Origin of the sequence: Actibacterium sp. MT2.3-13A (genome assembly GCF_018139985.1) — a bacterium.
Classification (GTDB): Bacteria; Pseudomonadota; Alphaproteobacteria; order Rhodobacterales; family Rhodobacteraceae; genus JAGSOU01.
The window spans coordinates 199,463-216,838 of sequence record NZ_JAGSOU010000002.1; the positions used below are offsets into that span (position 1 = coordinate 199,463).

At 67.6% G+C, this 17,376-nt stretch carries 16 protein-coding genes; 8 read left to right on the forward strand and 8 right to left on the reverse strand.

All coding sequences use genetic code 11. From position 1 onward, the window contains the following. Positions 1–3 precede the first annotated feature (3 nt). The 4 genes from KCI33_RS03040 to KCI33_RS03055 all read right to left on the reverse strand — a co-directional run bounded on the left by KCI33_RS03040 (position 4) and on the right by KCI33_RS03055 (position 3,532). Positions 4–321: a heavy metal-binding domain-containing protein gene (locus tag KCI33_RS03040; protein WP_212523275.1), complete on the reverse strand. Its 318-nt coding sequence runs from the start codon at positions 319–321 to the stop codon at positions 4–6. A gap of 48 nt (positions 322–369) precedes the next feature. Further along, a complete protein-coding gene (sufB, locus tag KCI33_RS03045; RefSeq protein ID WP_212523276.1) occupies positions 370–1,893 on the reverse strand; it encodes a Fe-S cluster assembly protein SufB in 1,524 nt (507 codons plus the stop codon). A 24-nt stretch (positions 1,894–1,917) separates the two neighbouring features. Beyond that, entirely contained in the window at positions 1,918–2,961 is a 1,044-nt protein-coding gene (locus KCI33_RS03050; RefSeq protein ID WP_212523277.1) for an aminotransferase class V-fold PLP-dependent enzyme, read from the reverse strand. A 109-nt stretch (positions 2,962–3,070) separates the two neighbouring features. Further along, positions 3,071–3,532, reverse strand: coding sequence for an Rrf2 family transcriptional regulator (locus KCI33_RS03055; protein WP_212523278.1), 462 nt, complete (start codon positions 3,530–3,532; stop codon positions 3,071–3,073). A 159-nt stretch (positions 3,533–3,691) separates the two neighbouring features. On the opposite strand from KCI33_RS03055, the gene KCI33_RS03060 reads away from it, so the two are divergent. From KCI33_RS03060 to KCI33_RS03090, 7 genes are all read left to right on the forward strand, one after another. Further along, complete coding sequence (locus tag KCI33_RS03060) at positions 3,692–4,342, forward strand: alpha/beta hydrolase (RefSeq protein ID WP_212523279.1); 651 nt, start codon at positions 3,692–3,694, stop codon at positions 4,340–4,342. Between the two features lie 8 nt (positions 4,343–4,350). Continuing rightward, on the forward strand, positions 4,351–4,605 hold the full coding sequence (locus tag KCI33_RS03065) for a hypothetical protein (RefSeq protein ID WP_212523280.1): 255 nt from the start codon (positions 4,351–4,353) through the stop codon (positions 4,603–4,605). Between the two features lie 112 nt (positions 4,606–4,717). After that, positions 4,718–5,932: an NADP-dependent isocitrate dehydrogenase gene (locus KCI33_RS03070; protein WP_212523281.1), complete on the forward strand. Its 1,215-nt coding sequence runs from the start codon at positions 4,718–4,720 to the stop codon at positions 5,930–5,932. A 128-nt stretch (positions 5,933–6,060) separates the two neighbouring features. After that, entirely contained in the window at positions 6,061–6,681 is a 621-nt protein-coding gene (locus tag KCI33_RS03075; RefSeq protein WP_212523282.1) for a YitT family protein, read from the forward strand. 84 nt (positions 6,682–6,765) lie between these two features. Continuing rightward, entirely contained in the window at positions 6,766–8,586 is a 1,821-nt protein-coding gene (gene typA, locus KCI33_RS03080; protein WP_212523283.1) for a translational GTPase TypA, read from the forward strand. Then, positions 8,583–9,341 (forward strand): DUF6639 family protein, encoded by a 759-nt coding sequence (locus tag KCI33_RS03085; RefSeq protein ID WP_349252173.1) that lies wholly within the window; start codon positions 8,583–8,585, stop codon positions 9,339–9,341. Before typA ends, KCI33_RS03085 begins: the two co-directional genes overlap by 4 nt. A 90-nt stretch (positions 9,342–9,431) precedes the next feature. Further along, a complete protein-coding gene (locus KCI33_RS03090) occupies positions 9,432–10,013 on the forward strand; it encodes a VOC family protein (protein ID WP_212523285.1) in 582 nt (193 codons plus the stop codon). 4 nt (positions 10,014–10,017) lie between these two features. Here the strand turns inward: KCI33_RS03090 and KCI33_RS03095 are convergent, their stop codons facing one another. The 3 genes from KCI33_RS03095 to recA all read right to left on the reverse strand — a co-directional run bounded on the left by KCI33_RS03095 (position 10,018) and on the right by recA (position 14,162). Then, positions 10,018–10,305 (reverse strand): DUF1330 domain-containing protein, encoded by a 288-nt coding sequence (locus KCI33_RS03095; protein ID WP_212523286.1) that lies wholly within the window; start codon positions 10,303–10,305, stop codon positions 10,018–10,020. Position 10,306: 1 nt separating this feature from the next. Next, the gene (gene alaS / locus KCI33_RS03100; protein ID WP_212523287.1) at positions 10,307–12,967 is read right to left on the reverse strand and encodes an alanine--tRNA ligase; all 2,661 of its coding nucleotides are present in this window, start codon (positions 12,965–12,967) and stop codon (positions 10,307–10,309) included. Between the two features lie 130 nt (positions 12,968–13,097). Next, entirely contained in the window at positions 13,098–14,162 is a 1,065-nt protein-coding gene (gene recA / locus KCI33_RS03105) for a recombinase RecA (RefSeq protein WP_212523288.1), read from the reverse strand. A 187-nt stretch (positions 14,163–14,349) separates the two neighbouring features. On the opposite strand from recA, the gene KCI33_RS03110 reads away from it, so the two are divergent. Further along, positions 14,350–14,964, forward strand: coding sequence for a gamma-glutamyl kinase (locus KCI33_RS03110; RefSeq protein ID WP_212523289.1), 615 nt, complete (start codon positions 14,350–14,352; stop codon positions 14,962–14,964). 3 nt (positions 14,965–14,967) lie between these two features. On the opposite strand, the gene KCI33_RS03115 is transcribed toward KCI33_RS03110, so the two are convergent. Continuing rightward, positions 14,968–17,364: an ATP-binding protein gene (locus tag KCI33_RS03115; protein ID WP_349252168.1), complete on the reverse strand. Its 2,397-nt coding sequence runs from the start codon at positions 17,362–17,364 to the stop codon at positions 14,968–14,970. Positions 17,365–17,376 lie beyond the last annotated feature (12 nt).

Consider the following 17,376-nt stretch of genomic DNA (forward strand, 5'->3'; position numbering starts at 1 on the left):
TTCTTATCCTTGCGAAAGGCTAACGGCAGTGCCGGACACCGACACCATCAGCATGTTGTTCACGACTTCATAATCGAGGTCGACGCCGACCACGGCATCCGCCACCAGCGCGGCGGCGCGCTCTTCCAATTCCCGAAACGCGGTCTCCCGCGCCTCGCCCAGCGATTTCTCATAGGCGCCCGAGCGGCCTCCGATGATATCGGTGATGCTGGCGAAGACATCCCGGAACACGTTGGCCCCCAGGATGGCCTCGCCCACGACGACGCCCCTGTAATCGGTGATCCTGCGCCCCTCGACCGAGGGGGTGGTGGTGACGATCATGTCAGCTCTCCCAGATCCTGTTCCGCGCAGGGCGGGTGGCACCCCACCTCATCCCACCGAGCCTTCCAGCGAGATCGCCACCAGCTGCTGCGCCTCCATGGCGAACTCCATCGGCAGCGCCTGCAGGACCTCCTTGCAGAAACCGTTCACGACCAGCGCCACGGCCGCCTCCTCGTCCATGCCGCGCGAGCGGCAGTAGAACAGCTGGTCGTCATCGACCTTGGAGGTGGTCGCCTCGTGCTCCACCCGGGACGAGTTGTTCTTGACCTCGATATAGGGCACCGTGTGCGCCCCGCAGGTGCTGCCGATCAGCAGGCTGTCGCACTGGGTATAGTTGCGCGAATTCTTCGCCTTCGGATGCATCGACACCAGCCCGCGATAGGTGTTCTGCGCATGGCCCGCGCTGATCCCCTTGGAGACGATCCGGCTCTTGGTGTTCTTGCCCAGATGCACCATCTTGGTGCCGGTATCGGCCTGCTGGTAGTTGTTGGTGATGGCGATCGAATAGAACTCTCCCTGGCTGTCCTCGCCGCGCAGGATGCAGGAGGGGTATTTCCAGGTCACGGCCGAGCCGGTCTCCACCTGCGTCCACATCACCTTGGCGCGGTCGCCGCGGCAATCGGCGCGCTTGGTGACGAAGTTGTAGATGCCGCCCTTGCCGTTCTCGTCACCGGGGAACCAGTTCTGGACGGTCGAGTATTTCACCTCTGCGTCTTCCTCGACGATGATCTCCACCACCGCGGCATGCAGCTGCGCGACATCGCGCTGCGGCGCGGTGCAGCCTTCCAGATAGGACACATAGGCGCCCTTGTCGGCGATGATCAGCGTGCGCTCGAACTGGCCGGTCTGCTCGGCGTTGATGCGGAAATAGGTCGACAGTTCCATCGGGCAGCGCACCCCCGGCGGCACATAGACGAAGGAGCCGTCCGAGAACACGGCCGAGTTCAGCGTGGCGTAGAAATTGTCGCTGACGGGCACCACGGAGCCGAGGTATTTCTTCACCAGCTCGGGATGCTCGCGGATCGCCTCGGAGATCGAGCAGAAGATGACGCCGGCCTTCTTCAGTTCCGCCTGGAAGGTGGTGCCGACCGAGACGGAGTCGAACACCGCGTCCACGGCCACCTTGCGGCCCTCGGCCGGGGCCTCCTCGGCGCCTTCGATGCCGGCCAGGATCATCTGCTCCTTCAGCGGGATGCCCAGCTTCTCATAGGTGGCCAGCAGCTTGGGATCGACCTCGTCCAGCGATTTTGGCTTTTTCTGCATCGATTTCGGACGGGCATAGTAATACTGGTCCTGGAAATCGATCTCCGGGTAGTTCACCATCGCCCAGGCGGGCTCTTCCAGCTGCACCCAGCGGCGATAGGCCGCAAGGCGCCACTCGGTCATCCACTCGGGCTCCTCGTTCTTCTCGGAAATCAGCCGGACGATGTCCTCGCTCAGCCCCTTGGGGGCGTATTCCATCTCGATCTCGGTTTCCCAGCCGTGCTTGTACTTGCCGGCCATCGACTGGACGGTCTCCACCGTCTCGCGGTCGACCCCTTCGCGGATCTCCGTTTCCTGCAGCGTTGCCATATCGGTCTCCCGTCCTTTTCCGTCTCAGGCCGCGCGGGCCCGGAATTTCGCGTGCTGCGCCAGCCAGGTCTCGGCAAAGCGCAGGATCTCATCCTCTGTCGTCGCGGGCCCCAGCGACACCCGCAGCGCCGAGGCGGCGGCCTCGGCGTCGAACCCCATCGCCTCCAGCACCCGGCTCGGCTTCACCTTGCCGCTGGAACAGGCCGAACCCGCCGAGGTCGCGAAGCCGGCCAGGTCCATCTGCATCACCTGGGTCTCGCCCTTCCAGCCGGGCGTGACCAGGCACGAGGTATTGGGCAGGCGCGGCCCGTCTTTCCCGACAAAAATAGTCCCTTTTGCGCCGGCCGCAATGGCCGTTTCCAGCAGATCGCGTTTTTCGGCCACCGCGTCCCAGGCGCCCTCGGCCAGGTCGCGCGCCGCCGCCTCTGCGGCGGCGCCGAAACCCGCGATCCCGATCACGTTCTCGGTGCCCGAGCGGCGGCCCATTTCCTGCCCGCCGCCGCGGATGCGTGCCTCGACATCGAGGCCCCGCTTCAGCACCAGCGCGCCCACGCCCTTCGGCCCGCCCAGCTTGTGCGCCGAGATCAGCGCCATCTGTGCGCCCGACCAGTTGAACGCCACGGGCAGCTTGCCGAACCCCTGCGTCATGTCGCTCAGCGCCAGACCCTCGGGCAGCACCTGCACGATCCCGGTCTCGGAATTGGCCAGTTGCAGCACGCTCCGCGCCGGGTCCGGGACCGCCACGCGGCCCTCGGGCGTCACCGCCAGATCCGGCGCCACCCAGGCGCCCACCGCGTCATGCTCCACCGCGCTGCCATGCAGGCCGCGGCCGGCCAGCGCCAGCGCCGCAGCCTCGGTCGCGCCGGAGGTGAATACCACATCCGCCCCCTCGGCGCCGAACGCCGCGGCGACCTGCGCGCGCGCCTTCTCCACCAGCGCCCGCGCCGCCCGCCCCTCGGCATGCACCGAGGACGGGTTGCCCACCAAATCCATCGCCGCGATCATCGCCGCGCGGGCCTCCGGCCGCAAAGGCGCCGTGGCATTCCAGTCGAGATAGACCCGGCTCACAACACCGCCCCCTTCTTCTGGCCCCAATTATCCCGGGGAGCGCGAGGGGCAGCGCCCCTCGCCCCTGCGCCATCCATGCGCCGCAGGCGAGCCTCTCTTACGGTCAGTCTCATCCCTCGTCCACCACCTGGAACAGGTTCGGCACCGCGGGACAGGGCGTCAGGTCGTTGCGGATCACGTCCGACAGCCGGGTCTGGTGCAGGAACACATAGACATGCGCGCTCAGCCCCTCCCACAGCCGGTTGGTCAGCGATTGCGCCCGCGTGCCCGACACCCCGCCCGAGGCGCCGGCGCCGGTGTGCATGGCGCTCACCGTCTCGTCGACCGCCGCCAGCACATCGACCACCCGGATCTCGGCCGGGTCGCGCGCCAGCCGGTAACCGCCGCCGGGTCCGCGCACCGATTCCACCAGCCCGGCCCGGCGCAGCTTCACGAAAAGCTGTTCCAGATAGGGCAGCGAGATATCCTGACGCTTGGAGATCCCGGCCAGCGAGGTCAGCGCATCGCTGGGTTGCAGGGCCAGATCTGCCAGCGCTACCATGGCGTAGCGCCCTTTCGTGCTGAGTTTCATCGCCGGACCTTTTCAAACTGTTGACGGGAACGTTCAGGGACTTTACCTCCCATAGAACCCGAAACCGGTCCACTACCGGATTTTAGAACAGTTCTAGGTTGCCCGAGAGATTTCGTCAAGAATCTCTTCGGGCGCCCGCAGCCGAAGAGACATCGCTCTATGCCCGAGGTCATTTTTCCCGGCCCCGAAGGACGGCTTGAAGGCCGCTATCACCCGCAAAAGGAAAAGGACGCCCCGATCGCGATCATCCTGCACCCGCACCCGCAGTTCGGGGGCACGATGAACAACAAGGTCGTCTACAACCTGCATTACGCCTTCTACGAGATGGGCTTCACCGTGCTGCGGTTCAATTTCCGCGGCGTCGGCCGGAGCCAGGGCGAATACGACCAGGGCATTGGCGAGCTTTCCGATGCCGCCGCCGCACTCGACTATCTGCAGTCGATGAACCAGAACGCCAAGCATTGCTGGGTGGCCGGCTTCAGCTTCGGCGCGTGGATCGGAATGCAGCTGCTGATGCGCCGCCCCGAGATCACCGGCTTCGTCTCGGTGGCGCCGCCGGCCAACATGTACGACTTCTCGTTCCTGGCGCCCTGCCCCAGCTCGGGGCTGATCATCAACGGCACCGCCGACCGCGTGGCTCCTCCGGCCGACACCCGCACGCTGGTGGACAAGCTGCATGAGCAGAAGGGCATCACCGTCACCCATACCGAGATCGAGGGTGCCGGCCACTTCTTCGAGGATCACATGGACGAGCTGATCGGCAACGTCAAAACCTACGTCAGCCGCCGCCTGACCGAGAACACGCGGTAGGATCTGCGATGGGGTTGATCGAAGAACTCGCCGACAAGCTGGCCCGGGACGCCATCGCGGCGGCCGAGGATCTCGACGATCCCCGTCTGATCGACGACATCGCCCGGATGCTGGCCGACACCTCCTCGACCACCAAGGAGGCGTTCATGACCTCGGTGCGGGTGCGGCTGGCCGAGGCGCGGGCGCGCAAGTTCCTCGAGGCGCGGATCGCCAAGGCCCGCGCGGCGGCGAAAACCACACCCGGCGCGCCCGAAAAAGGGTAAGGCGCGCCGCGCGCGGCGGATTTCTGTATACCTTCGCATACCATCTTCCCAGCCGCCGCGTCATGCGCTATGACGCGGCCAAGCGATTCACTGCCATGTAAAGGGACAGCGCATGACCAAGATCAAAGTCGAGAATCCCGTCGTCGAACTCGACGGCGACGAGATGACCCGGATCATCTGGGATTTCATCAAGAAGAAGCTCATCCTGCCCTATCTGGACGTCGACCTGCTCTACTACGATCTCGGCATCGAGGAGCGCGACCGCACCGACGATCAGATCACCGTGGACGCGGCCAACAAGATCAAGGAAGTCGGCGTCGGCGTGAAATGCGCCACCATCACCCCCGACGAGGCCCGGGTCGAGGAATTCGGGCTCAAGCGCATGTACCGCTCGCCCAACGGCACGATCCGCAACATCCTGGGCGGCGTGGTGTTCCGCGCGCCGATCATCTGCCAGAACGTGCCGCGCCTGGTTCCCGGCTGGACCAAGCCGATCGTGATCGGCCGCCACGCCTTCGGCGACCAGTACCGCGCCACCGACTTCCTGTTCCCCGGCAAGGGCAAGCTGACGATGAAATTCGTCGGCGAGGACGGCACCGTGATCGAGAAGGAGGTGTTCGATGCCCCCTCGGCCGGCATCGCCATGGGCATGTACAACCTCGACGACTCGATCATCGACTTCGCCCGCGCCTCTCTCAACTACGGCCTGAGCCTGGGCTGGCCGGTCTACCTGTCGACCAAGAACACCATCCTCAAGGCCTATGACGGCCGCTTCAAGGACCTGTTCCAGAAGGTCTACGAGGAGGAGTTCGAGGAGGAATTCAAGAAGAAGGGCATCCATTACGAACACCGCCTGATCGACGACATGGTGGCCTGCGCCATGAAGTGGAACGGCGGCTATGTCTGGGCCTGCAAGAACTACGACGGCGACGTGCAGTCGGATACCGTGGCGCAGGGCTACGGCTCGCTCGGGCTGATGACCTCGCAGCTGATGACCCCCGACGGGAAGATCGTCGAGGCCGAGGCCGCGCATGGCACCGTGACCCGCCACTACCGCCAGCACCAGCGCGGCGAGGAGACCTCGACCAACTCGATCGCCTCGATCTACGCCTGGACCGGCGGCCTGAAGCACCGCGCCAAGCTGGACGGCAACGAGCAGCTCCGGAACTTCGCCGAAACGCTGGAGCGCGTGGTGGTCGAGACCGTGGAATCGGGCTTCATGACCAAGGACCTCGCCCTGCTGGTCGGCCCCGACCAGAAATGGCTGACCACCATGGGCTTCCTCGAAAAGGTCGACGAGAACCTGAACAAGGCGCTGGCCGGCTGAGCCCGGCGCGATAACCGATCCGAAGGGCCGGCCGCGCGCCGGCCCTTTTTCGTTCCGGCTGCGGCGCGCAGCCCCTGCGGTACCGTCCCCTCTGGACGAATCCGCCGCATCCGGCATAAGCGAGCCCCATGGCCTCCTTCCTCGAACCCGCCACGCCCGAGCGGCATTCCCTCTTCGAAGACGCCTTCGCGCTGCTGATCGGCACCGCGCTGGTGGCGCTTTCGGTGCAGTTCCTGCGCCAGGGCGGGCTGATCACCGGGCAGATCGCGGGGCTGTCGCTGCTGCTGTCATATGCGGGCGGGGTCAGCTTCGGCGCGGTGTTCTTCGCGCTCAACCTGCCGTTCTACTGGCTGGCCTTCCGGCGCATGGGCGCGGCCTTCACGCTCAAGACCTTCGCCGCGGTGGCGATCCTGTCCGGTTTCACCGAGCTATTCCCGCTGGTGATGCGGCTCGACGCCGTGCATCCGCTGGCCGGCGCCCTTCTGGCGGGGGTGACGGGTGGTGCGGGGCTGCTGGTCCTGTTCCGCCACGGCGCCACGCTGGGTGGGGTGGGCATCGTGGCGATGTATCTGCAGGACACCCGCGGCATCAAGGCGGGCTGGGTGCAGCTGGGCTTCGACGCCTGCGTCTTCGCGCTGGCCTTCGCGCTGTTCGATGCGCTGACCGTGGCCTATTCGCTGGCCGGCGCGGCGCTGCTGAACGTGATGATCGCGATCAACCACCGCCGCGACCGCTACATCGCCCGCTAGCCCCCGGCCTGCGGCGCATTAAGGACTCGCCTTTTCTGCGCCTGCAAGGTAAGGCCGCCCCAACCCAAGATAAGGCAGACGAATATGGACCTTCGCAACATTGCGATCATCGCCCACGTGGACCACGGCAAGACCACGCTGGTGGACGAACTTCTGAAACAGTCCGGCGCGTTCCGGGAAAACCAGTCCGTGGCCGAGCGCGCCATGGACAGCAACGATCTGGAACGCGAGCGCGGCATCACCATCCTGGCCAAGGCGACCTCGGTCGAATGGGGCGGCCACCGCGTGAACATCGTCGACACCCCCGGCCACGCCGATTTCGGCGGCGAGGTGGAGCGCATCCTGAGCATGGTCGACGGCGTGGTCCTGCTGGTCGATGCCGCCGAAGGCCCGATGCCGCAGACCAAGTTCGTCACCGCCAAGGCGCTGGCGCTGGGCCTGCGCCCGATCGTGGTGCTGAACAAGGTGGACAAGCCCGACGCCGAGCCCGAGCGCGCGCTGAACGAGGTGTTCGACCTCTTCGCCAATCTCGGCGCCAGCGACGAGCAGCTGGATTTCCCGCATCTCTACGCCTCCGGCCGCTCGGGCTGGGCCGATCGCGAGCTCGACGGGCCCCGCAAGGACCTGCACGCGCTTTTCGATCTGGTTCTCGAACATGTCCCGGCGCCGAAACAGGTCGCGCGCCGCAATGAGCCCTTCAGCATGCTGGCGACGACGCTGGGCGCGGACCCGTTCCTCGGCCGCATCCTGACCGGCCGCATCGAAAGCGGCACGGTCAAGCCGGGCGACGCGGTCAAGGCGCTGGCGCGCGACGGCTCGCTGGTGGAACAGTTCCGGGTGTCCAAGATCCTCGCCTTCCGCGGCCTCAGCCAGCAGTCGATCGACGAGGCCGAGGCCGGCGATATCGTCTCCATCGCGGGCATGGCCAAGGCCACCGTGGCCGACACGATCTGCGCCCCCGCCGTCACCGAGGCGATCCCGGCCCAGCCGATCGACCCGCCCACCATCACCGTGACCTTCGGCATCAACGACAGCCCGCTCGCCGGCAAGGACGGCAAGAAGGTGCAGAGCCGCGTCATCCGCGACCGGCTGATGAAGGAGGCCGAATCCAACGTCGCCATCCGTGTCACCGACACCCCCGGCGGCGAGGCCTTCGAGGTGGCGGGCCGCGGCGAATTGCAGATGGGCGTGCTGATCGAGAACATGCGCCGCGAAGGCTTCGAGCTGTCGATCTCCCGCCCGCAGGTGCTGTTCCGCGAGGAGGACGGCCAGCGGCTGGAGCCGATCGAGGAAGTCACCATCGACGTGGACGACGAATATTCCGGCGTGGTGATCGAAAAGATCACCGGCGCGCGCAAGGGCGAACTGCTGGAAATGCGCCCGGCCGGCGTCGGCAAGACCCGGATCATCGCCCATGTGCCGTCGCGCGGCCTGATCGGCTATCACGGCGAGTTCCTGACCGACACCCGCGGCACCGGCGTCCTGAACCGCGTGTTCCACGAATGGGCCCCCTACAAGGGCCCGATCCCGGGCCGCCGCGCGGGCGTGCTGATCTCGATGGAGAACGGCACCTCGGTCGCCTACGCGCTGTTCAACCTCGAAGATCGCGGCAAGCTGTTCATCGGCGCGCAGGAGCCGGTGTATCAGGGCATGATCATCGGCGAGCATTCGCGCGACAACGACCTAGAGGTGAACCCGCTGAAGGGCAAGAAGCTGACCAACATCCGCGCCTCGGGCACGGACGAGGCGGTGCGCCTGACCACGCCGGTGCGGATGAGCCTCGAAGAGGCCATCGCCTATGTCGACGACGACGAACTGGTCGAGGTCACGCCGAACGCCATCCGCCTGCGCAAGCGCCATCTCGATCCGCATGAGCGCAAGCGCCAGGCCCGCGCCGCCGGCTGAGACTTGCGCGCCGCGCCGGGGGCTGCGAGACTGAACGGGTCTCAAGGCAACCGGCGCGGTGCGTTCCCGTGATCCCAATTCTGGCCCTTGCGGTGGGCGCGGCGCTGGCCGGCGCGCTGACCGCCCCGCTGCAAGCGGCGCCGCTGACCTGCCCGGGCGGAGAGGTCACGGTCGAGGCGCGCGACGAGGGGCGTGCCAGACAGGTCTGCGACCAGATCGAGGAGATCCGCCCCGCCCTGTCAGCCTGCGGGCTGCGCCAGAACGGACCCCTGACCGTTCGCCTGGTCGAGGCGTCGGGCCAGACGTCGGGGCCTTTCGTGGGCAGCTACACCGCGGGCAGCAACGAGATCCTGCTGGCCGAGCCCGAGGCCCTGCCCGGCATTCTCGCCGAGGATCATCCCTTCGCCGGGCTGGGGCCGCCGCTGATGTTCCAGAGCCTGCTGGTGCATGAACTCGCCCATGCCTTCCTCGATCAGGCCGAATGCACGCGCGCGCGCTGCGTCGCCGAGCATGAATATGTCGCCTATGCGATGCAGCTGTCGCTGCTGCCGCCGGAGGCGCGCGAGGCCCTGATCGGGGGCTATGCGGCGGAGGGGCCGATCGAGATCGAAATCCTCAACGATTTCATCGCCCAGGCCGACCCGCTGTTTTTCGCCTCGCGGGTCTGGCTGCATTTCACCCAGCCCGAAAATGGCTGCGGTTTCATCGCCCGCATCCAGAGCGGCGAGGTCGATCTGCGCCTGCCGCCGCTCTGACCGCGCCCCCCGCGGTGCCGCGCGCGCCGGCCTTTTTCGTGGCCCTCGCCGCGCCAGGTGCTTTATTGTGCCCCGGAAAGGGAGACAGACATGCGCAAGCTACAGGTACAGGGCGTGCACCATATCACGCTGACCGGCGCCGACCGGCAGACCTCGATCGACTTCTGGGAAGGCGTGCTGGGGATGCCCTTCATCTTCGATCAGCCCAATCTCGACAATCCCGACGAGGGGCATCTCTATTTCGATCCCGGCGACGGGCGGCTGATCACCGTGTTCACCAACGAGAGCCGCGAACCCGACCGCCGCCGCACCCCGACCGAGCCGGGCTGCGTGCATCACCTGGCCTTCAATGTCAGCAAGGCGACCTTTTCCCAGGCGGTGGAGCGGCTCGACGAGCGCGGCATCCGACATTCCGGACCCCGCGACCGGGGCTTCATGGATTCGATCTATTTCACCGACCCGATGGGCCTGCTGATCGAGCTCGCCTGCTACCGCTTCGAGCCGCCCACGGGCTGCACCCATGCTGATGTGATGATCGAGGCGCACCGCATCCGGGTGGCCCGCGGCGATTACAACATCGCCGAGGTGCATCTGGCCGACGCGATCGAGCTGCTGGTCGCGCGCCGGCAGCAATCGCTGTCCGCCGACCGCACGCCCAAGACCCCTTACTGAGCGGTCACTCGCTGGTCTCGACGATCAGCAGTTCCCGCTCGGAGGCGCCGCGCGCGTGGCTCAACGCCTCCTGGTATTCGGGGCTGTGGTAGCACCGCTCCGCCGCCTCGACGGAGGGAAAGCGCGCCACCACGTTGCGCGGCCGTTCCCGGCCCTCAAGCTGCACGAAGCGGCCGCCACGGGCGATGAAATGGCCGCCATGCTTTTCGATCGCGGGGCCGGCCAGCCTGGCGTATTTGCCATAGGCCTCTTCGTCGGTGACGGTCACATGGCCAATCCAGAGGGCGGGCATCTCAGGCTCCTTCGATCACGGATTTCGCGGCGGCGATGGCGGCCTCGGCATTGGCGGCATCCTTGCCGCCGCCCTGCGCCATGTCGGGACGGCCGCCGCCGCCCTTGCCGCCGAGCTGCGCCACCGCGGCCTTGACCAGGTCCACCGCCGAGACGAGGCCGGTCAGGTCATCGGTCACGCCCGCCGCGACGGCCGCCTTGCCGCCCGCGTCGGCCACCAGCAGCACCGCGCCCGAGCCCAGCCGCGCCTTGTGCTCGTCGATCAGGGCCGGCAGGTCCTTGCCCGACACGCCGCTGAGCGCCTGCGCGAGGAACTTGACCCCGTTCACCGTCTCCGGCTCGGCCGCGGCCTGGCCGCCGCCGCCGGCCATGGCCAGCTCGCGGCGCAGCTGCGCGACCTCGTTTTGCAGCGCGCGGCGCTCGTCGACCAGCGCGCGCACGCGCTCGACGATCTCGGCGGGTTGCGCCTTCAGCGCCTCGGCCACCTGGCCCAGGCTGCGCTGCTGGCCGATCAGATGCCTCAGCGCCGCCTCGCCGGTCAGCGCCTCGATCCGCCGCACCCCCGAGGAGGACGCGCTGTCGCCCAGCACCACGCACAGGCCGATGTCGCCGGTCTGGCGCACATGGGTGCCGCCGCACAGCTCGATCGACCAGGTGTTGCCGTCGGCCCCCTTGCCGGTCGGCGCCCGGCCCATCGACACCACGCGCACCTCGTCGCCGTATTTCTCGCCGAACAGCGCCTGCGCGCCGATCGCGCGGGCGTCGTCCGGCGTCATGATCCGGGTCTCGACGGGGGTGTTCTGGCGGATGAAGCCGTTGACCTCGGCCTCGACCCTGGCCAGCTCCTCCTCGCTCAGCGCCTTGGAGTGGGAGAAGTCGAAGCGCAGCCGGTCCTCGGCGTTGAGCGAGCCGCGCTGCGCCACATGTTCGCCGAGCGTCCCGCGCAGCGCCTCGTGCAGCAGATGCGTGGCCGAGTGGTTGGCCCGGATCGCCGCGCGCCGCGCGTGATCGACCTCCAGCTCGGCGCCCTGGCCGGGCTCGATCCGGCCCTCGGTCACCTCGGCGAAATGCAGGAACACGCCCGCCACCTTCCGGGTGTCGGTGATGCGCGCGCGCCCGGTCTCGGTCTTCAGCGTGCCGGTGTCGCCCACCTGGCCGCCGGATTCGGCGTAGAACGGGGTCTGGTTGACCACGACCTGAACGCTGTCGCCCTTGTCGGCCGCGTCCAGGGCCGCGCCGTCGCGCACCACGGCCACGATCTGGCCCTCGGCCTTTTCGGTGTCATAGCCCAGGAATTCGGTCGCGCCCTTCTTGTCCGCCAGGTCGAACCAGATCGCCGCGTCCTTGGTCTCGCCCGAGCCGGCCCAGCTGGCGCGCGCCTTGGCGCGCTGCTCTTCCATCGCCGCGTCGAAACCGGCGACATCCACCTTTCGGCCCTTCTCGCGCAGCGCGTCCTGCGTCAGGTCCAGCGGGAAGCCGTAGGTATCGTAGAGCTTGAACGCCGCCTCGCCGGGCAGCGCCGCGCCCTCGGGCAGCCGCGCCAGCTCGTCGTCGAGCAGCCGCAGCCCGCGCTCCAGCGTCTGGATGAAGCGGGTCTCCTCCAGCTTCAGCGTCTCTTCGATCAGCGCCTGCGCGCGGCCGAGTTCGGGATAGGCCGCGCCCATCTGGGTGACCAGCGAGGGCACCAGGCGGTGCATCAGCGGATCCTGCGCGCCCAGCAGGTGGGCATGGCGCATGGCGCGGCGCATGATCCGGCGCAGCACATAGCCGCGCCCCTCGTTCGAGGGCATCACCCCGTCCGCAATCAGGAAGGAGGTGGAGCGCAGATGGTCCGCGATCACCCGGTGATGCACGTTGCCGGTCCCGTCCGGCTCGGTCGAAGTGGCGTGGGCCGAGGCCTCGATCAGCGCCCGCATCAGGTCCGTGTCGTAGTTGTCATGCTTGCCCTGCAGCAGCGCGCCGATCCGCTCCAGCCCCATGCCGGTGTCGATCGAGGGCTTGGGCAGGTTTTCGCGGTGGCCGTCCTCATACTGCTCGAACTGCATGAAGACGAGGTTCCAGATCTCGATGAAGCGGTCGCCGTCCTCTTCCGGGCTGCCCGGAGGGCCGCCCCAGATGTGGTCGCCGTGGTCGTAGAAGATCTCCGACGAGGGGCCGCAGGGGCCGGTCGGGCCCATCATCCAGAAATTGTCGTCGGTGGCGATGCGAATGATCCGCTCGTCGGGCAGGCCGGCGTATTTCTTCCAGATCGCCGCTGCCTCGTCATCGTCGTGGTAGACGGTGACCAGCAGGCGGTCCTTGTTGATCCCGAATTCCTTGGTCACCACGTCCCAGGCAAAGGGGATCGCCTCTTCCTTGAAATAGTCGCCGAAGGAGAAATTCCCCAGCATTTCGAAGAAGGTGTGGTGACGCGCGGTGTAGCCCACGTTGTCGAGGTCGTTGTGCTTGCCGCCGGCGCGCACGCATTTCTGCGCGGTGGTGGCGCGGGTGTAATCGCGGTGCTCGACGCCGGTGAACAGGTTCTTGAACTGAACCATGCCGGAGTTCGCGAACATCAGCGTGGGGTCGTTGCGCGGCACGAGCGGGGAGCTCTCCACCACCTCGTGGCCGTTTCTCTCGAAGAAGTTCAGAAAGGTCGAACGGATTTCGTTCAGGCTCGGCATCGCTTGTGGCCTTTCGCGGCGTGAGTATCGGGTTTCGCCCCGTTTATCCCCGCGCGCGGGGCCTGTCCACCGCAAGAAAAGGGCCGGGCGTCTCCGCCCGGCCCGTATTTCGCCGCCGCGGCCCTGCCGCTCAGCCCTCGACCACGTCCGTATCCTCGCTCATGTGGAAGTCGAGCCCGTGGGCGGCGCGGATCTTGTCCTCGATATCCGCGGCGATCCCGACATTCTCCTTGAGGAAGGTCTTGGCGTTCTCCCGGCCCTGGCCGATGCGCTCATCGCCGTAGGAATACCAGGCGCCGGATTTCTCGACCACGCCGGCCTTCACGCCCAGGTCCAGCAGCTCGCCGGTCTTGGAGATTCCCTCGCCATACATGATGTCGAATTCGACCTGCTTGAAGGGCGGCGCGACCTTGTTCTTGACCACCTTGACGCGGGTGGCGTTGCCCACCACCTCGTCGCGGTCCTTGATCGCGCCGATGCGGCGGATGTCGAGCCGCACCGAGGAATAGAATTTCAGCGCGTTGCCGCCGGTGGTGGTTTCGGGGCTGCCGAACATCACGCCGATCTTCATGCGGATCTGGTTGATGAAGATCACCATGCAGTTGGAGCGCGAGATGGAGCCGGTCAGCTTGCGCATGGCCTGGCTCATCAGCCGGGCCTGCACGCCGACGCTGCTGTCCCCCATGTCGCCCTCGAGTTCGGATTTCGGGGTCAGGGCGGCGACCGAATCGACCACCACCATGCTGACCGCGCCCGAGCGCACCAGCGTGTCCACGATCTCCAGCGCCTGCTCGCCGGTGTCGGGTTGGCTAATCAGCAGCTCGTCCAGATCGACGCCCAGTTTCCTGGCGTAGATCGGGTCGAGCGCGTGTTCGGCGTCCACGAAGGCGCAGACGCCGCCCTTTTTCTGTTCCTCGGCCACGCAATGCAGCGTCAGCGTGGTCTTGCCCGAGCTTTCTGGGCCGTAGATCTCGATGATCCGGCCCTTGGGCAGTCCGCCGATCCCCAGCGCGATGTCGAGGCCCAGCGACCCGGTCGAGGTCGACTCGATCTCGGTCACCGGGTTGTCGGCGCCGAGCTTCATGATCGAGCCCTTGCCGAATTGCCGTTCGATCTGCGCCAGCGCGGAATCGAGGGCCTTTTGCTTGTCGGGGTTACGCTTGTCTGCCATGTCCAGAAGGTTCGCCATTGCCATTGGTTGCTTCCTTATTCCACACCCGCGGCCGGGCGGCAATCATCGCCGGTGTTCGCCTCTTGTTCTCCCCTTATGAGATCAAAGGGGGAACATTGCAAGAAATTTTACGCAAAGGATGTTTTTCCGATCTGGGTTAAGGAGTAGTTTACACGCCATTGGGAAACCCCGATGGCGGGAAACACGCGCGATGATGATGTTCTGGAAGGCCCGGCTGGTGATGCTGGCGGTGCCGAAGACCGGCACCCAGGCCTACGAGGCCGCGCTGGGGGCGCAGGCCGACATGGTCATCCGGCACCCGCCGGGGGCCAAGCATGTGACGGCGCAGGGATTCCGGCGCAGGATTCTGCCCCTGCTCGACCCCGACGAGAGCCAGCGGCTTGAGACCCTCGCCGTGATTCGCGAGCCGATCGACTGGCTCGGCAGCTGGTATCGCTACCGCGGGCGGCCGCAGCTCGAGGGGCAGCCGAACTCGACCGCCGGGCGGTCCTTCGACGAATTCGTCGAGGCCTATCTCTCGCCCGCCCCGCCGGCCTTTGCGCGGGTCGGCTCGCAGGCGCGCTTCGCATCCAACAAGGCCGGCAAGGTGATCGTCGACCATCTGTTCGCCTATGAGGACCAGGACGGCCTGCGCCGCTTTCTCGAACAGCGCCTCGGCGTCGCGATCGAGCCGCCCGCGCGCAATGTCTCGCCATCCGGACAGCCGACGCTCGCCCCCGCGATCGAGGCCCGGCTGCGCGAGGTCTGCGCCCCCGATTTCACGCTGCACGCGAAGCTGCGCGCCGGCCATGCGCGGCCGGGCTGAGCGCTAGATCATCTGTGCCTGCACGGTGTCGGTCAGCTGGGTCAGCGAAAACGGCTTGGGCAGGAAGACCGAATTGGGGATCTCCGCCTGCGCGTCGCCGAAGGTCTCTTCGGCATAGCCGGAGATGAAGACCACCCGCGTCCGCGGCCGGTCGTTCAGCGCCTCGCGCACCCAGGTCGGGCCGTCCATGCCGGGCATCACCACATCGGTGACGAAGACATCCACGTCGATCGTGCCGTCGCGCAGGGTCTCCAGCGCCTGTTCGGCGCTGTCGGCCTCGAGCACGGTATAGCCGCGCAGGCGCAGCGCGCGCGAGGCGAAGGCACGCACCGGCGCCTCGTCCTCGACCAGCAGCACAACCCCCTCGCCCGGCCGCCTGCCGTCGGCGCGCGGCAGCGGCCCGTCCCGGGCGGCGCGGCCGTCGGCCCCGCCATCGGGCAGCGGCGCCGGGGCCGCCTCCGGCGCGTCCTCGCCACGCGGGCCGGCACGCGCGGCCGGCATGTCCTCCGCCGGGTCGCGGGCGGGGAAATAGAGGGTGAAACAGGTACCGCTGCCCACCGCGCTGTCGGCGAAGATGAAGCCGCCGCTCTGCTTCATGATGCCATAGGCCGTGGACAGGCCCAGGCCGGTGCCCTCGCCGGTGCGCTTGGTGGTGAAGAACGGCTCGAATATCTTGTCCATCTTGTCCGCCGGGATGCCGCTGCCCTCGTCGATCACCCGCACCAGCACATAGTCGCCCGGCGGCACCACCGCGCGGTCGCGCTCCAGCTCGGCGTCGAGATGGTGCAGCGCGGTCTCGATGCGGATCTCGCCGCCCTCGGGCATGGCGTCGCGGGCGTTGACCACAAGGTTCATGATCACCTGTTCGAGCTGCCGCTTGTCGGCGTGGATCGGCGTGAGCCCGGGGTCATGCGAAAAGACCAGCGACACCTTCTCGCCCACCAGCCGGTTCAGCAGATGGGTGAGATCGGTCAGGATGTCGCGCAGATCCAGCAGCTCTGGCCGCAACGTCTGCTTGCGCGAAAAGGCCAGCAACTGGCCCACCAGGCTGGCCGCGCGGTTGGCGTTCTGGGCGATCTGCATGAGGTCGCCGTATTCCGGGTCACCGGCATCGTGGCGCAGCAACAACAGGTCGCAATGCCCTGATATTGCAGTCAAAAGGTTGTTGAAATCATGCGCAACGCCACCCGCGAGCTGACCGATCGCCTGCATCTTCTGGCTTTGCACGAACTGCGCCTCCAGCGACTTGAGCTTGGTCGCGTCATGCAGCACCGCCACCAGGCTGACCGCGCCGTCCTGGACGATCCGCTCGAGCGTGACCTGCAGGAACAGCTCGCGGTCGTCGCGCGCCACGCGCAGCACCTCGGAGCGGTTGGCGACGCGGCCCGCTGCCACGTCCCCCAGCCAGTCGCGCACCGAGCGGCCCAGCCCCTCGACCCGCTCCGACAGGTTGACCTCGCCGCCGGTCCAGCCCAGCAGGTCGCGCGCCAGGCGGTTGGCCCGGTGCACCCGACCGTCCGGCGCCAGCTGCAGCATCGCCACCGGCAGCGCATCGAAGAGCGGCCCGTCGATGGTCGCTGCGCCCGTCCCCGTCCCGGTCTGCGGCAGCAGCAGCATCTCGCGGCGGCCCGCGCCGCTGGCGAATTCCACGATCTGCACCGCCACCGCCCCGTCCGGGCCGGGCAGCGAGACCACCCCGGATCCCGCCGGCACCGGCCCGCCGAACGCCTGCCCCAGCGTCCGCACCCGGCCGCCGATCAGGCCCCGCGCCGCCTCGTTCATGAACAGGACGGTGTCGTTGCGCCCGACCGTCAGCACCGGCAGGCCCAGCCCGTCGATGCCGCGCGCGGGGCCGGGATCCTCCATCTCGTCGAAGCGCCAGAACACCATGCCGCCGGCGATGCGGTGGGCCGCGACCCGGACATGGCCGTGGCGGGTCACCACGTCCTCGCGCGCCGCGCCCTGCGCCGCGGCGCGGCCGAGGATGCGGTAGATCACCGAGGCGGGATCGGCGAACAGCTCCCCCAGCGCGCGGACCAGCGTCTGCGCCCCGTCGCCGTCCGCGCCGAAGCGCGTCCGGGCCGCGGCGTTTCGGTAGGTCACGCGGCCGTCGCCATCGGTGACGAAGCCGGGCGCGTCATCCCGCCCGGCGAACTGCCGGGCCAGGTGCAGCGCCGCGCGCGCCTGCGCCGTGCCGCGCCGGTGCCGCCAGATCATCCCCAACGTCAGCATCGCCAGCGTCAGCGCGATCCCGGCCAGCACCGGCCCGAACAGCGGATCGGGCACATAAAGCCCGACCAGCAGCACCGCCAGCGCAATGACCAGCAATTCCCAGGCACGGCGCGCAAACGCCGCCGCTGCCTGGGATAGCGGATCGGAATCCTGTGCCGTGTGCGACACGTCTTGCCCCCG

Bases quoted from the DNA above. Each gene is read 5' to 3' on its own strand.
- KCI33_RS03040 (WP_212523275.1), bottom strand. From the start codon at position 321: ATGATCGTCACCACCACCCCCTCGGTCGAGGGGCGCAGGATCACCGAT.
- sufB (WP_212523276.1), bottom strand. From the start codon at position 1,893: ATGGCAACGCTGCAGGAAACGGAGATCCGCGAAGGGGTCGACCGCGAG.
- KCI33_RS03055 (WP_212523278.1), bottom strand. From the start codon at position 3,532: ATGAAACTCAGCACGAAAGGGCGCTACGCCATGGTAGCGCTGGCAGAT.
- KCI33_RS03060 (WP_212523279.1), top strand. From the start codon at position 3,692: ATGCCCGAGGTCATTTTTCCCGGCCCCGAAGGACGGCTTGAAGGCCGC.
- KCI33_RS03065 (WP_212523280.1), top strand. From the start codon at position 4,351: ATGGGGTTGATCGAAGAACTCGCCGACAAGCTGGCCCGGGACGCCATC.
- KCI33_RS03070 (WP_212523281.1), top strand. From the start codon at position 4,718: ATGACCAAGATCAAAGTCGAGAATCCCGTCGTCGAACTCGACGGCGAC.
- KCI33_RS03075 (WP_212523282.1), top strand. From the start codon at position 6,061: ATGGCCTCCTTCCTCGAACCCGCCACGCCCGAGCGGCATTCCCTCTTC.
- typA (WP_212523283.1), top strand. From the start codon at position 6,766: ATGGACCTTCGCAACATTGCGATCATCGCCCACGTGGACCACGGCAAG.
- KCI33_RS03090 (WP_212523285.1), top strand. From the start codon at position 9,432: ATGCGCAAGCTACAGGTACAGGGCGTGCACCATATCACGCTGACCGGC.
- KCI33_RS03095 (WP_212523286.1), bottom strand. From the start codon at position 10,305: ATGCCCGCCCTCTGGATTGGCCATGTGACCGTCACCGACGAAGAGGCC.
- alaS (WP_212523287.1), bottom strand. From the start codon at position 12,967: ATGCCGAGCCTGAACGAAATCCGTTCGACCTTTCTGAACTTCTTCGAG.
- recA (WP_212523288.1), bottom strand. From the start codon at position 14,162: ATGGCAATGGCGAACCTTCTGGACATGGCAGACAAGCGTAACCCCGAC.
- KCI33_RS03110 (WP_212523289.1), top strand. From the start codon at position 14,350: ATGATGATGTTCTGGAAGGCCCGGCTGGTGATGCTGGCGGTGCCGAAG.